This is a genomic window from Streptomyces sp. NPDC004788 (genome assembly GCF_053601115.1).
Genome location: NZ_JBSGBF010000003.1, coordinates 1 through 15,242, shown reverse-complemented (window position 1 = coordinate 15,242; position 15,242 = coordinate 1). Strand labels below are relative to the sequence as shown.

The 15,242-nt window shown below is 74.3% G+C and carries 8 protein-coding genes; 6 read left to right on the top strand and 2 right to left on the bottom strand.

What is annotated here, in order from left to right; translation table 11 throughout:
- Positions 1-7: 7 nt before the first annotated feature.
- Entirely contained in the window at positions 8-1,261 is a 1,254-nt protein-coding gene (locus ACWEJX_RS02140; RefSeq protein WP_451605654.1) for a nucleotide sugar dehydrogenase, read from the bottom strand.
- Between the two features lie 274 nt (positions 1,262-1,535).
- On the opposite strand from ACWEJX_RS02140, the gene ACWEJX_RS02135 reads away from it, so the two are divergent.
- The 6 genes from ACWEJX_RS02135 (at position 1,536) to ACWEJX_RS02110 (ending at position 14,231) form a co-directional block, all read left to right on the top strand.
- Entirely contained in the window at positions 1,536-3,242 is a 1,707-nt protein-coding gene (locus ACWEJX_RS02135) for a glycerol-3-phosphate dehydrogenase/oxidase (RefSeq protein ID WP_451605653.1), read from the top strand.
- Positions 3,243-3,405: 163 nt separating this feature from the next.
- On the top strand, positions 3,406-5,724 hold the full coding sequence (locus ACWEJX_RS02130; RefSeq protein ID WP_451605652.1) for a protein kinase domain-containing protein: 2,319 nt from the start codon (positions 3,406-3,408) through the stop codon (positions 5,722-5,724).
- 81 nt (positions 5,725-5,805) lie between these two features.
- Positions 5,806-8,688, top strand: a complete 2,883-nt coding sequence (locus ACWEJX_RS02125; protein WP_451605651.1) for a protein kinase — start codon at positions 5,806-5,808, stop codon at positions 8,686-8,688.
- 158 nt (positions 8,689-8,846) lie between these two features.
- Complete coding sequence (locus ACWEJX_RS02120) at positions 8,847-10,574, top strand: serine/threonine-protein kinase (RefSeq protein WP_451605650.1); 1,728 nt, start codon at positions 8,847-8,849, stop codon at positions 10,572-10,574.
- Between the two features lie 114 nt (positions 10,575-10,688).
- Positions 10,689-12,350: a succinic semialdehyde dehydrogenase gene (locus tag ACWEJX_RS02115; protein WP_451605649.1), complete on the top strand. Its 1,662-nt coding sequence runs from the start codon at positions 10,689-10,691 to the stop codon at positions 12,348-12,350.
- A 60-nt stretch (positions 12,351-12,410) separates the two neighbouring features.
- Complete coding sequence (locus ACWEJX_RS02110; protein WP_451605648.1) at positions 12,411-14,231, top strand: GMC oxidoreductase; 1,821 nt, start codon at positions 12,411-12,413, stop codon at positions 14,229-14,231.
- Between the two features lie 604 nt (positions 14,232-14,835).
- Here the strand turns inward: ACWEJX_RS02110 and ACWEJX_RS02105 are convergent.
- Positions 14,836-15,150 (bottom strand): chorismate mutase, encoded by a 315-nt coding sequence (locus ACWEJX_RS02105; RefSeq protein ID WP_403795611.1) that lies wholly within the window; start codon positions 15,148-15,150, stop codon positions 14,836-14,838.
- Between the last annotated feature and the right edge of the window lie 92 nt (positions 15,151-15,242).

The following is a 15,242-nucleotide window of genomic DNA, read 5'->3' as shown; positions in this document are numbered from 1 at the left end:
CAGGGCCCTACAGGCGGTGCGCCGCGCCCGCCGGGGTCGCGCCGCGGGTGTCGAGGAGGAGCTGGGCCTTCACGGCGAGGCCCTGGAGGTCGTAGGTGCGGTGGTGCTGGAGCAGGATCGTGAGGTCGGCGTGGGCGGCGGCCTCGTAGAGGGAGTCGGCGCGCGGGACCGGCAGCTCGCGCACGCGCCAGTCGGGGACGTAGGGGTCGTGGTAGCTGACGGCCGCGCCCAGGTCCATCAGACGGCGGGCGATCTCGTCGGCGGGGGAGCCCTGGCGGTCGGCGAGATCGGGCTTGTACGTGACCCCGAGCAGCAGGACGCGGGCGCCGCGCGCGGACTTGCCGTGCTCGTTGAGGAGCGTGGCGGAGCGCTGGACGACGTATCCCGGCATGCGCTCGTTGACCTGGCCGGCGAGCTCGACCAGGCGCAGCGGGCGGTGGGCGCCGATGGTGTCCACGGGCACGCCGTGGCCGCCGACGCCGGGCCCGGGGCGGAAGGCGTGGAAGCCGAAGGGTTTGGTCTCGGCGCAGCGGATGACGTCCCAGAGGTCGACGCCGAGCTCGTGGCAGAGCACCGCCATCTCGTTGACGAGGGCGATGTTGACGTGCCGGAAGTTGGTCTCCAGGAGCTTGACGGTCTCGGCCTCGCGCGGCCCCCGCGCGCGGACGACCTTGTCGGTGAGCCGCCCGTAGAAGGCCGCCGCGGACTCGGTGCAGGCGGGGGTCAGACCGCCGATCACCTTGGGGGTGGCGGAGAAGTCGCGCGCCCCGCCGGGTGCCCGGCTGCCCGGGTCGAGCCGGCCGGGGGAGTACGCGAGGTGGAAGTCGCGCCCGGCGCGCAGCCCCGAGCCGGTCTCCAGGAGCTCGCGCAGCAGGCCCTCGGTGGTGCCGGGCGGCACCGGTGACTCCAGGAGGACCGTGGTGTGCGGGCGCAGCCGGGCGGCGAGCGCGCGGGCGGCCGCGGTGACGGCGCCGAGGTCCAGCGCGCCGTCGGGCGCGGGCGGCGTGGGGGCGCAGATGACGGCGGTGCGGACCCGGCCGAGCTCGGCGGGGTCGGTGGTCGGCCGGAAGCCGGCGGACAGCATCCGGCGGATCTCGGCGGCGGTGAGGGAGCCGTCGACCGGGGGACGTCCGGCGGCGAGTTCGGCGACGGGGCGGGGCTCGGTGTCGTAGCCGATGGTGTCGACACCGGCCGCGGTGGCCGCCTGGGCGAGTGGGAGTCCGTGGTGGCCGAGGCCGATGACGGCGAGATCAGCGGGCATGGGGGATGGGCCGTCCTTCCCAGAAGCCGGTTAGCCGGAGGGGACGCGGTGCGCAAGCCCTGTGGACCGAAGGTGGCTGACGCAATGTCAGACTAAGCGTAAATATGACCGATGTGTGGCATTGTCGGGGTGAAGGTCGCCGAGTGTTATCCACAGGGTGGGGCAGGGGCGGTGGCTGAAGTCGGTGGACCGGGACAGAATCAAGTCTGTGAGCCGGACCACACAGGCCCGGTTCGTGTGCTGGACAGACGGGGGACGACGGGAGGCACCGACCGTGAGGACAGCGACACTGGGACCTGCCGAGCGCACCGAGGCGCTCGCGGCCATGGCCGAGCGCGAACTGGACGTACTGGTCGTCGGCGCCGGAGTCGTCGGCGCGGGCACCGCCCTCGACGCCGTCACCCGAGGACTCTCCACCGGCCTCGTCGAGGCCCGCGACTGGGCCTCCGGCACCTCCAGCCGGTCCAGCAAGCTGATCCACGGCGGCCTGCGCTATCTGGAGATGCTCGACTTCGCACTCGTGCGCGAGGCCCTCAAGGAGCGCGGCCTGCTCCTCGAACGGCTCGCCCCCCACCTGGTCAAACCCGTCCCGTTCCTCTACCCGCTCCAGCACAAGGGCTGGGAGCGGCTGTACGCGGGCTCCGGCGTCGCCCTGTACGACGCGATGTCCGTCTCCTCCGGCCACGGCCGCGGCCTCCCGGTCCACCGCCACCTCAGCCGGCGCGGCGCCCTGCGCGTCGCCCCCTGCCTCAAGAAGGACGCCCTCGTCGGCGCCCTGCAGTACTACGACGCCCAGATGGACGACGCCCGCTTCGTCACCACCCTCGTCCGCACCGCCGCCCACTACGGGGCCAGGGTCGCCAGCCGGGCCCGGGTCGTCGGCTTCCTGCGCGAGGGCGAGCGGGTGGTCGGCGCCCGCGTCCGGGACGTCGAGGCCGGCGGCGAGTACGAGGTCCGGGCCCACCAGATCGTCAACGCGACCGGCGTGTGGACCGACGACACCCAGGCCCTCATCGGCGAGCGCGGCCAGTTCCACGTCCGCGCCTCCAAAGGCATCCACCTCGTCGTGCCCAAGGACCGCATCCACTCCACCACCGGACTCATCCTGCGCACCGAGAAGTCCGTCCTGTTCGTCATCCCCTGGGGCCGGCACTGGATCGTCGGCACCACCGACACCGACTGGGACCTCGACAAGGCCCACCCCGCCGCCTCCAGCGCCGACATCGACTACCTGCTCGAACACGTCAACGGCGTGCTCGCCACCCCGCTCACCCGCGACGACGTCCAGGGCGTCTACGCGGGCCTGCGCCCCCTGCTCGCCGGCGAGTCCGACGCCACCAGCAAGCTCTCCCGCGAACACACCGTCGCCCACCCCGTGCCCGGCCTGGTCGTCGTCGCCGGCGGCAAGTACACGACCTACCGCGTCATGGCGAAGGACGCCGTCGACGAGGCCGTCCACGGACTCGACAAACGCGTCGCCGCCTGCGTCACCGAGGACACCCCGCTCCTCGGCGCCGAGGGCTACAAGGCGCTGTGGAACGCGCGCGCCGGCATCGCCGCCCGCACCGGCCTCCACGTCGCCCGAGTCGAACATCTCCTCAACCGCTACGGCTCCCTGACGGAGGAGATCCTCGACCTCGTCGCCGCCGAACCCGCCCTCGGCGCGCCCCTCCCGGCCGCCGAGGACTACCTGAAGGCCGAGATCGTCCACGCCGCCTCCCACGAGGGCGCCCGCCACCTCGACGACGTCCTCACCCGGCGCACCCGCATCTCCATCGAGACCTTCGACCGGGGCACCCGCAGCGCCCGCGAGTGCGCCGAACTCATGGCGCCGGTGCTCGGCTGGGACTCCCGCCAGATCGACAAGGAGGTCGAGCACTACGAGAAGCGGGTCGAGGCCGAACGCGAATCGCAGCGCCAGCCCGACGACCTGACGGCCGACGCGGCCCGCCTCGGAGCACCGGACATCGTGCCGATCTAGGACCTCGCAGGCGTCCTGGGCGTGTCCCGGCGTTCTCGCACTTCGGACCCGGGGGAGGCAGCGGTCGCGGAGTGAGGGACAATGAGCTCTCTTCCAGGGCGGGTTGCCGCAGAACGCGGGAGCTCCGGACGCGGGCGAGAAACAGGGATCGCAGAGGGGACGCATGTCGGAGGCGGAGCAGTCGCGGAACACGGGGCAGGCCCCCCGGCGGAACGCCGCCGCGGGCGCCGCCACCGACGCCGACCGGGACGGGATCCCGGCCGCGCGCACGGCGGAACAGGACGAGGCGACGGCCGAGGGCAAGGACGCGAAGCCGGCGGCGCCGAAGGGCGCGCGCACGGCGGACGCGCCGGAGGCCACGGAGTCGCAGGACGGGCGCGCGGCCGACGCGCCCGGCGCCGAGCCGGCGCGGCCCGCGGTCGGGCTGACCAAGGGTGCCGGTGGGAGCGGTCCGACGGACGGCGCCGCGGCGCGGCCCGCGGTCGGGCTGGCCAAGAGTGCCGGCGGGAGCGGTTCGACGGACGGCGCCGCTCCGGCGGCCGGGTTCGGGGCCGACGCGACCGGAACCGGTGGGCGGGGCCGGAAGGCTGACGCGGCGTCCGCCGGAGGGCGGCTGCTCGCGGGGCGGTACCGGCTCGGCGCGGTCCTCGGCCGCGGCGGCATGGGCACGGTGTGGCGCGCGGTCGACGAGACGCTCGGCCGGACCGTCGCCGTCAAGGAGCTCCGCTTCCCCAACAGCATCGACGACGACGAGAAGCGACGCCTCATCACCCGGACCCTGCGCGAGGCCAAGGCCATCGCCCGGATCCGCAACAACGGCGCCGTGACCGTCTACGACGTCGTCGACGAGGACGACCGCCCGTGGATCGTCATGGAGCTCATCGAGGGCAAGTCCCTCGCCGACGCGATCCGCGAGGACGGCACGCTCACCCCGCGCCGCGCCGCCGAGGTCGGCCTCGCCATCCTCGACGTGCTGCGCTCCGCGCACCGCGAGGGCATCCTGCACCGCGACGTGAAGCCGTCGAACGTGCTGATCGGTGAGGACGGCCGGGCCGTCCTCACCGACTTCGGCATCGCCCAGGTCGAGGGCGACCCCTCGATCACCTCCACCGGCATGCTCGTCGGCGCCCCCTCGTACATCTCGCCCGAGCGCGCCCGCGGCCACAAGCCCGGTCCCGCCGCCGACCTCTGGTCGCTCGGCGGTCTGCTCTACGCGGCCGTGGAGGGCAGCCCGCCGTACGACAAGGGCTCCGCCATCGCCACGCTCACCGCCGTGATGACCGAGCCCGTCGACCCGCCGAAGAACGCGGGCCCGGAGCTGGAGAAGGTCATCTACGGCCTGCTCGCCAAGGACCCGGCCGAGCGGCTCGACGACGCCGGCGCCCGGGCGCTGCTGCGCGCCGTGCTCGACGCGCCCGAGGCGCCCCCGGAGCCGGGCCCGGAGGCGACCAGGGTCGTACCGCTGCCGCCGCTCCCGCCGCTGCCCGAGCGCCCGGCCTCGGCCCCGGCCGTGCCCGGCCGCGACAAGCCGGCCCGCGAGAAGGCCGGCGAGGCGACGGCCGAGCGGCTGCGCGGCGCGCTGAAGTCGGTACGGAACGCGGCCGCCGGCGCGACCGCGCCCGCCCGCCCGGCCGGCCCCGGCACCCCGGGCCGGCCCGCGTCCGCGCCCGCCAAGGCGTCGCTCACCGACGTCGTACCGCGCCGCACCCTGGTGATCATCGCCGCGGTCGTCCTCCTGGCGCTGCTCGGCACGATCCTGTACGTCGCCCTCGGCGGCGGCCAGGACGACACCGACCAGGGCAAGGGCGCCACGGCCGGCGGCACCACCGCCTCCGCGGGCGCCGCGTCCGGCGGCGGGAACACCGGCACCTCGCCGAGCGGCCCGACCCAGCAGGGCGGCGGCGCCAAGCCGGCCGCCAGCAGCGGCGGCCAGAGCGGCAGCACGCCCGGCGGGACACCGGGCGGCGGCGACCAGGGCGGCGGCAACGGCAGCGGCAACGGCAACGGCGGCGGTGCGGCGCTGCCCGCCGGGTACGTCATGGTGACCAACGACCGCTTCCACTTCTCGATGGCGATGCCCGCCTCCTTCCGGCTCACCGCCATAGCGGGCCAGAACTCCGGCGGCATCTTCAACGCCGCCGCCGGCGCCTTCCCGCGCGTCCAGGTCGACTTCAACGACAGCCCCAAGGACGACGCGGCCGCCGCCTGGCGCGCCGCCCTGGCCGCGGTCGCCGCCACCAGCAACGGCTACCGGCACATCGGCATACACCCGGTCTCGTACAAGGGCTATCCGACCGTCGCCGACTGGGAGTTCGAGCGCAACCAGGCAGGCCAGCGCGTCCACGTGCTCAACCGCGGCTTCAAGGTCGACGGCGAGCGCGGCTACTCGATCATGATCAGCTGCCGCGCCGACCAGTGGGACGCGGCGGAGTGCAAGACGCTGCGGCAGACGGCGTTCGCCACGTTCAGCCCCAAGGACTGACCGGCGGACGTATCGTGAGAAGCCCCGTCCCGAGACCGTGAGGGCGGGGCACGGGGGACGGCAGGCGCGTGGGGAGGCGTCGTGGACGACTACGCGGGAAGGGTGCTCGCGGACCGCTACCGCCTGCCCCTGCCGCCGCCCGACGCCTACGAACTCGTCGAGACGCGCGCCTTCGACACCTACAGCGGCCAGGAAGTGCGGATCCGTCAGGTGCCGCTGCCCGAGGTCGTCGACGCCGAACTCCTCGACGGCCGGCCCTACGCGGACCCCGGCCGGGCCACCCGAAGACCGGCCGACCCGGCCGTCCGCCGCGCCGTCGAGGCCGCGCAGGCCGCCGCCCGCATCCCCGACCACCCGCGCCTCGACCAGGTCTTCGACGTGTTCGCCGAGGCCGGCTCGCTGTGGATCGTCAGCGAGTCCGTCCCCGCCGTCCCGCTCTCCGAACTTCTCGCCGAGGGCCCGCTCAGCCCCTACCGCGCCGCCGAGATCGGCGCCGACCTCCTCACCGCGCTGCGCGCCCTGCACGCCCACGGCTGGACCCACCGCAACGTCACCGCCCGCACCGTCCTCGTCTGCGACGACGGCCGCGTCGTCCTGACCGGCCTCGCCGCCGGCGCGGCCGAGGAGGCGCTGTGCGGCTACGCGCCGGTGCCGCCGGAGGACGAGTTCGGACCCGACCCGTACGAGTCGGAGGCGTACGGATCGGAGGCGTACGGATCGGAGGCGTACGGATCGGAGGCGTACGGATCGGACGGGTACGGGGCAGAGGGGTACGAGCCGGAGGGGTACGAGGAGACGTACGCGGAGCAGGACGAGCCCGGCGACGGGGTGTACGAGGCCGACGCGTACGAGCTGGAGGCCGGCGCGCTCGGTGAGGCGTACGGCCCGCACGGCGCCCCGTACGGCACCTCGGTCGTGCCCCCGCGTGGCGAGCCGGACCCGCCCGAGGCCCCCGACCGCACCGGCTACGGGCCCCACGGCGGCACCCCCTACGGCGACGCCGGACGCGCGGGCGGCAGGCCCGAGTTGCCGGCCGCGTCCGGAGTGCCCGCGGCCGGGGTCCCGGCCGGCGCGGACGTCCGGGCGGCCAGGGCCGGGGCGATCGCGGCCTACCGGGCGGGGGCCCGGGCCGCGGCGAGCATCGGGGACACCGGTGCGCTGCCGGTCCAGCGCCCGGCACCGCAGGGTCCGCCCGCGCCTCCCGGGCCGCCGGTCCCGCCCGAGCCGCAGTGGTGGGCGCGGACGGGCGACGACGACGATGATGACGACGACGACCACGTCGACGACCACGTCGACGGCGGGACCGACGTCGAGACCGACGGCGAGGACGGGCCGCCCCCGCCGCCCCGCGCGTACCTCGCCGGGAGCTGGAGCGACGGGCCGCACGCCTCACGCGACGGCGGGCGCAACGTTCCTGCGGGCGGCGGCGGTCCCGCGCTGCCCGCGCTGCCGGCCGGGTACACGGCGGCCACCCCCGCCCCGCGCCCCGCGTCCGAGCCCGTCACCGGCTCCACCGCGGGCTCCGGCGCGCCGTCCGGGACGACGCCCGGGGCGTCCGGCGCGGCGCCTGGCGCGGAGCCGTATCGCGGCCCGGTGACGCGGCTCGCCGCCGAGCGGGCCCGGCAGACCCGGATGGCGGTCGTCGGCGCGGTCACCGAGCGCTGGGCGCCCGAGCAGGCGGGCCCGGTGCACGAGCACTGGCGGCTCGCCCCGCCCATCGGCCCCGCCACCGACCTGTGGGCGCTGGGCGCGCTGCTCTACCGGGCCGTCCAGGGCCACGCCCCGTACCCGGAGGACAGCACCGCCGAACTGGTCCAGCTGGTCTGCGCCGAACCGCCCGCGTTCGCCGAGGAGTCCGGCCCGCTGCGGCCCGTCGTCGAGTCGCTGCTGCGCCAGGACCCGACCGAGCGCCCCGACGTGGAGGAGCTGAGCGGCTGGCTGCGCTCCCTCGTACGGTCGGCGCCCGAACCGGACGCCGGCCTCGGCGTCGTACCGCTGCCGTCCCCCGACGCCGCCCGGCTGCCCATCGTGCGCCGCCGCGGCGAGCTGGTGCGGCGGCGGCGCCGGGGTGCCGCCGCGAACGGGCGGCACCGGCACGCGAAGGGCCGCGCCGCGCGCGAGGACCTGCACCAGGACGCCTCCCTGCACGACCTGATGCACGACACGCGCCAGGAGCGCGCGTACGAACCGGCGCACGACGAGATCCCGCAGCGCGCCCCGCGGGCCCCCCGTGCTCCCGGGCGCCCCGCGGGCTCCCCGCGCGCCCTCGGCCGCACGCTGCTGCTCCTGGTCCTGCTGCTGCTCGGCGGGGCGGTCGCGTACGCCGTGCTGTTCATGCCCGAGGAGGGCGAGAAGGGCGAGAAGAACGGGCCGTCGGCACAGAAGCCCCCGGCCTCGGCCGCGCCGTCCTCCGGCGCCCCGTCCTCCGCCCCGGCCACCCGCCCGCCCGCGTCCTCCCGGCCCCCGGCCGCCACCACCCCGCCCGCCGCCGACCCCTCGGCGCCCGCGCTCGCCTCCGGTTACGTCCTGCGCAAGGACCCCGAGGGCTTCCAGGTCGGCGTACCGAGCGGCTGGCGGCGCAGCCCGATCAACGACGCCGGGCAAGTGCGTTTCACCGGCGGTGACTTCACCCTCGTCGTCGTCCCCGGCCGGGACTCGGTTCAGGCCAACGGCGACGACCCGCTGCGCTACCAGAGCACCAAGGAGCGCGAACTCACTCCGTGGCGCGAATCCTCCTGGTCGAGCGCTTCCGGCCTGCGCCGTGTGGACATCGGGCAGCGCGCCACGGCCGAGGGCCAGTTCACCTGGCAGGACAGCACCGGGCGCGAGGTCTTCGTGCGCAACCTGGCGCTGATCGACCGCGGCCGCTACCACGTGGTCCAGGTCATCGGCCCGGAGGGCGAGCGGGACAAGGTCTCCGAGATCTACGAGCAGGCGGTGAAGGCGTACCGCGCCACCCGTTGAGCGACGCTCCAACGGCGTACAAATGAGCCGTGAACGGCACGTGCCGGACTGGCTGAAACTCGCCCCCGGTCACAGTGTTGTTCCTTAACCAGCCCCGAGGTTCCGCGCACTGCCCTTCCCTCCGTACCCTTGCTTCCGAAGCAAACAGGCGGGGGCACGTGGAACAGTCTGAGAGCACCGGAACCGGACTTCTGCTGGCCGGGCGTTACCGGTTGGGCGAGTCCATCGGGCGCGGCGGCATGGGCAAGGTCTGGCGCGCGCACGACGAGGTGCTGCACCGTGTGGTGGCCGTCAAGGAGTTGACGGCGGGCCGGTTCGTGGCCGAGGCCGACCGGCTGGTCCTGCACGCCCGGACGCAGAAGGAGGCCCGGGCGGCGGCCCGGATCACCCACCCGGGCGTGGTCACCGTGCACGACGTCCTGGAGCACGACGACCGCCCGTGGATCGTGATGCAGTACGTGGACGGGCCCTCGCTCGCGGACGCCGCCAAGGAGGCCGGCACGATCGCGCCGCGCGAGGCGGCCCGGATCGGCCTGCACGTCCTCGGCGCCCTGCGCGCCGCGCACGCGGCCGGCGTGCTGCACCGGGACGTGAAGCCCGGCAACGTGCTGCTCGCCCGCGACGGCCGGGTCCTCATCACCGACTTCGGCATCGCCGCGATCGAGGGCGACAGCTCCATCACCCGTACCGGCGAACTCGTCGGCTCCATCGACTATCTGGCGCCCGAGCGGGTGCGCGGCGGCGACCCGGGCCCGGCCTCCGACCTCTGGTCGCTGGGCGCGACGCTCTACACGGCGGTGGAGGGCACCTCGCCGTTCCGCCGCAGCTCGCCGATCAGCACCATGCAGGCGGTGGTGACCGAGGAGCCGCCGTATCCGGAGCAGGCCGGTCCGCTCGCCCCGGTCATCGTCGCGCTGCTGCGCAAGGACCCGGACCAGCGCCCGCGCGCGGACGAGGCCGAGCGGATGCTCCTCGAAGCCATGGAGGGGCGCGAGCCGCAGGCCGCGCAGGCGTACGTGCCGACGCGGCCGGTACCGGCGGAGGAACTGGCCGCCGCGGCCCCGTCCGTGACGACTCCGCTGCCCGTCCCGCACGACGAGCCCCGCCCCGCCGCCGTGCCGGCCCCGGCCCCCGCACCGACGCCGACGGGAGCCACCGTCGCCTCCGGCGTGCCCGCCTCCGCCTCCGCCTCCGCCTCCGCCGCCCCGCGCCGCGGCCGCTGGCGCGTCGCGCTGCTCGCCGCCGCGGTCGCGGGCCTGCTCGCCGGCGGCGCGGTCTTCGCCGCCATGACCCATCTGGGCGGTCTCGGCGGCGGCAAGGGCGGCGACCGGAACGGCAAGACCACCGACCCCACCGCCGGCACGAGCTCGGGCGCGAGCTCCGGCGGGACCTCCGGCGCGGAGAGGAACAAGGGCGCCATCCCGGTCGGCTGGCACCGTGTCGACGACCCGGAGGGCGTCAGCCTGCTCGTCCCCGACGGCTGGAAGCGCCAGAAGGACGGCGACTCGATCGACTACACGCCGGACAACGGCCGCCACCGGATCCGGATCAGCATCGACAAGTCCCCGGACTTCGAGAACCCGTACGTGCACATGCTCGACGTCGAGAAGAGCCTGCAGAAGCGGCTGCCCGCCTACCAGCGGGTGATGCTGAACCAGAACACCTTCCGCGACCAGGTCCAGTCCTGCGTGTGGGAGTTCACCTGGCACGAGCGGAAGACCTTCCCCGGACCGCGCCACGCGATCGACCAGGTGTACTACGAGGACGACGGCACGGAGTACGCCGTCTACATGTCCTCGCCGGAGGAGGACTGGGCCCGTACGAGGGAACAGTTCGACATCGTGAAGAAGTACTGGCGGACTCCCGCAGACGCCGTGAGCCCTTGATAAGCCCCTGATCAGGGCTTATGTGCCAGCGATCGCTGGCACGATGTGCGGGGTGGGTGAAAAGACGTTACCGCCGGGTACCCAAAGCCCGGAATGCGGCCTACCCTCACCCTCATGACGGACTCGCAGCCTCTCCCCGGCACGGACCGGCCCACCACGGCGACGGCCGCCGCGGCCTCGATCGCCCCCGGCGGCACCAACCCCGTCGCGCCCGCGCCGGCCGGCGCCCGTACCGCCGCCGACGTGGTCACGCCCGAGCTGGTCGCCCGGCTCACCCGCGGGGTCGCGGGCTCCGGCCGTACCGCCAACCACACCCCCTTCACCGGGGAGAAGCTGGCGGACCTGCCCGAGTCCACGCCCGAGGACGTCGCCGACGCCTACGCGCGCGCCCGCGCCGCCCAGCGCGCCTGGGCCGCGACCCCCGTCCGGGCCCGCGCCGCCGTGCTGCTGCGCTTCCACGACCTGATCCTGCGGCGCCAGTCCGAGGTCCTCGACCTCATCCAGCTGGAGACCGGCAAGGCGCGCCTGCACGCCCACGAGGAGATCCAGGCCGTCGCCGTCGCCGCGCGCCACTACGGCCGCAAGGCCCCCGCCTATCTCCGCCCCAAGCACCACACCGGTGTCGTGCCGACCCTCACCAAGGTCACCGAGCTGCGCCAGCCGCGCGGGGTCGTCGGCCAGATCGCGCCGTGGAACTACCCCCTGGAGCTGTCGGTCGGCGACGCCCTGCCCGCCTTCGTCGCCGGCAACGCCGTCGTCATGAAGCCGGACACCGAGACCGCGCTGACCGCCCTGTGGGCCCGCGACCTGCTCATCGAGGCCGGGCTGCCCGCCGAGGTCTTCCAGGTCGTCCTCGGCGAGGGCCCGGTCGTCGGCCCCGAGGTCGTCCGGCACGCCGACTACGTCTCCTTCACCGGCTCCACCCGCACCGGACGCGAGGTCGCCCAGGGCGCCGCCGCCCGGCTCGTCGGCGTCAGCCTCGAACTCGGCGGCAAGAACGCGATGATCGTCCTCAAGGACGCCGACGTCGAGAAGGCCGCCGCCGGCGCCGTCCGCGCCTGCTTCTCCTCCGCCGGCCAGCTGTGCATCTCCATCGAGCGGCTGTACGTGCACGAGTCCGTCGCCGACGACTTCGTGGCCCGCTTCGCCGCCCGCACGAAGGCCATGCGGCTCGGCACCTCCCTCGCGTACGGCGCCGACATGGGCTCCCTCGTCGGCGAGCGCCAGCTGACCACCGTCACCCGGCACGTCGAGGAGGCCGTCGCCAAGGGCGCCAAGCTGGTCGCGGGCGGCGTCGCCCGGCCCGACATCGGCCCGTACTTCTTCGAGCCGACCATCCTCGACGGCGTCGAGGCCCCGATGGCCGTCTGCGCCGAGGAGACCTTCGGCCCGGTCGTCTCTATCTACCGCTTCACCGACGAGGACGAGGTCGTCGAGCTGGCCAACGCCACCCCGTACGGCCTGAACTCCTCCGTCTGGACCACCGACGCGCGCCGCGGCCACGCCGTCGCCGCCCGGCTGCGCACCGGCACCGTCAACATCAACGAGGGGTACGCGCCCGCGTACGGCAGCGTCCAGTCCCCGATGGGCGGCATGAAGGACTCCGGCCTCGGCCGGCGCCACGGCTCCGAGGGCATCCTCAAGTACACCGAGGCGCAGACCGTCGCCCAGCAGCGGCTGATCCCGCTCGCGCCCTCCTTCGGGATGGACGACGAGAAGTACGCGGCCTTCATGAGCACCTCCCTGAAGGTGATGAAGGCCCTGCGCCTGCGCTGACCGCCGTTCGCCGGCCCCCGTTCCCGGACCCTGTTCGCCCCTTTTCGCACGAGGAGAGCCATGACCGCGGTACCCCCTGCCCAGAATCAGGACGACTCCGAGGCGTACGACTACGACGTCATCGTCGTCGGCTCCGGCTTCGGCGGCTCGGTCACGGCCCTCCGGCTGACCGAGAAGGGCTACCGGGTCGGCGTCCTGGAGGCCGGCCGCCGTTTCGCGCGCGCCGAGCTGCCGAAGAACTCCTGGGACCTGAAGAACTTCCTGTGGGCCCCGGCGCTCGGCCTGTACGGCATCCAGCGCATCCACCTGCTCGGCAACGTCATGGTGCTCGCCGGCGCGGGCGTCGGCGGCGGCTCGCTCAACTACGCCAACACGCTGTACGAGCCGCTCGCGCCGTTCTTCGACGACCCGCAGTGGAAGGGCATCACCGACTGGCGCTCCGAGCTCGCGCCGTACTACGACCAGGCCAAGCGGATGCTGGGCGTCCGGCTCAACCCGACGATGACCCCGTCGGACGTGCACCTGAAGGCGGCCGCCCAGAAGATGGGCATCGGCGACACCTTCCACATGGCGCCGGTCGGCGTGTTCTTCGGCGACGGCAAGGACGCCGTCGGCGAGGACGGGGCCGGTACGGGCAAGGTGAAGCCCGGCACCGAGGTGGCCGACCCGTTCTTCGGCGGCGCGGGCCCCTCGCGCAAGGCGTGCGTCGAGTGCGGCGAGTGCATGACCGGCTGCCGGCACGGCGCCAAGAACACCCTCAACGAGAACTACCTCTACCTCGCCGAGAAGGCGGGCGCGGTGGTCCACCCGATGACCTCGGTCGTCGCCGTCACCGAGGACTCCCGGGGCGGCTACGCGGTCCGGACCCTCCCGACCGACAACCGCAAGAAGGGCGCGGGCCGCACCTTCACCGCCCCCAAGGTCGTGATCGCCGCCGGCACCTACGGCACCCAGACCCTGCTGCACCGGATGAAGGACACCGGCCTGCTGCCGCACATCTCCGGCCGCCTCGGCGAGCTGACCCGCACCAACTCCGAGGGCCTCGTCGGCGCCCAGACCACCGACCGCCGCTACCGGAAGCGGCACGGCAAGCCCAAGGCCGACTTCACCCGCGGCGTCGCCATCACCTCGTCCGTCCACCCGAACGAGAACACCCACATCGAGCCGGTCCGCTACGGCAAGAGCTCCAACTCGATGGGCAGCCTCACCGTCCTCCAGGTGCCCTACGGCGCCCACCGGGTCCGCAACTGGCTGCTCAACCTGGTCAGGCACCCGGCGCTCGCCGTCCGCTCGCTGTCCAACTGGCACTGGTCGGAGCGCACCATCATCGGCCTGGTCATGCAGTCCCTGGACAACTCGCTGACCACCTACCGCAAGCCCGGCGGCCTCGGAAAGGGCCTGCTCACCGCCCGCCAGGGCCACGGCGCGCCCAACCCGACCCAGATCCGCGAGGCCACGCAGGCCGCCACGCTGCTCGCCGAGGAGATCAACGGCTTCGCCGGCTCCAACGTCGGCGAGCTCATGGGTACCCCGCTCACCGCGCACTTCCTGGGCGGCTGCCCGATCGGCGCGGACGCGGAGTCCGGCGTCATCGACCCGTACCACCGGCTCTACGGCCACCCGGGCATCTCCGTCGTCGACGGCGCGGCGGTCTCCGCCAACCTGGGCGTCAACCCGTCGCTGACGATCACGGCGCAGGCGGAGCGGGCCATGTCCTTCTGGCCCAACAAGGGCGAGGAGGACCCGCGGCCGCGTCAGGGCGAGGCGTACGTCCGGCTCGCCGCCGTCGAGCCCAAGTCGCCGGCCGTCCCGGCCGAGGCCTTCGGCGCGCTGCGGCTGCCGTTCCTGGGCATCCCGACGGTCCCGCAGAAGAAGGCGTGAGCCACCTCCGGGACGGATTCCGGAAAACAGAAGAGGCGCTGCACCCCCCTCCGAGTGCAGCGCCTCTCCAGTTTCTGGGTGGTGCTGCATAGGAGACCCGTGACCTGGGGGATTGGTTGTAGCCCTCTCACGCAATCTTTATGTGACGCGCGTCACGTCGTGGGGAGCGCGGTGTCCGGGCGCATCGCAAGGGCCCCGCGGCGCGATTCCGGTCGCGGCGCGGGGCCCTGCTGCGGGCGCCGGGGGAGGCGGGCGCCACGCGGGGTGGGGAGGAGGGATCGGGGGTGTGGGGGAGCGGGGACGCGGGGATGTCGGATCGTTCGGCCGGTTGCGGTCGGCCCCGGGCGTCCCCGGGACCGACCGCCCTTTCTGGGTGACCGGGCTGCTGTCCCCTGCCGTCCGGTCACGCGCGCTGGAGCGAGGTCCCACGACGTACCGAGGTACGCCACACGCCCCAGCGAAGCCACGCGTGGTCTTCATCGGGCCCGCCCCTGGCTGGCACGGACACCACGACCAACGAACCGGCGCCGGGCCCGGTCACGCGCCGTACGGGTGAGACGGCGACCGAACTCGGGTGCGGGACGGCACTCACACGCGGTGCGGGTCAGACGCGGCCGCGGCACAGCTCCAGCATCGTCATCGCGAGCGCCGTGCCCGGCTTGCCGAGGGCGTCCCGGTAGTGGCCGAGGACCTCCATCTCGCGGGCCAGGTTCACCCGGCGGCCGCCGGAGGAGATCCGCGCCTCCTGGATGACGGCCGAGACGGCCATCCGCTCCTGGATCAGTCCGATGATCCGGTCGTCGAGCGCGTCGATCCGCTCGCGGGCGTCGCCGATCAGGGCCGCGGCCTCGTCGGTGCGGGCGCCGGTCTGCTCGGCGACGGTCTTGCCGGCGGTCTTCGTGGCGGTGCTGGTGCTCATGGGTGGGGCTCCTCGTGGTTCTCGGGGATGCCCCGGATGACGGCGGGGACGGCGCCCTGCTTCGCCCAGGTCGCGGTGGCCTTGGCGGTGAC

Excerpts from the sequence above, each read along its gene's own strand:
- ACWEJX_RS02110 (WP_451605648.1), top strand. The coding sequence starts at position 12,411 with ATGACCGCGGTACCCCCTGCCCAGAATCAGGACGACTCCGAGGCGTAC.
- ACWEJX_RS02140 (WP_451605654.1), bottom strand. The coding sequence starts at position 1,261 with ATGCCCGCTGATCTCGCCGTCATCGGCCTCGGCCACCACGGACTCCCA.
- ACWEJX_RS02105 (WP_403795611.1), bottom strand. The coding sequence starts at position 15,150 with ATGAGCACCAGCACCGCCACGAAGACCGCCGGCAAGACCGTCGCCGAG.
- ACWEJX_RS02115 (WP_451605649.1), top strand. The coding sequence starts at position 10,689 with ATGACGGACTCGCAGCCTCTCCCCGGCACGGACCGGCCCACCACGGCG.
- ACWEJX_RS02130 (WP_451605652.1), top strand. The coding sequence starts at position 3,406 with ATGTCGGAGGCGGAGCAGTCGCGGAACACGGGGCAGGCCCCCCGGCGG.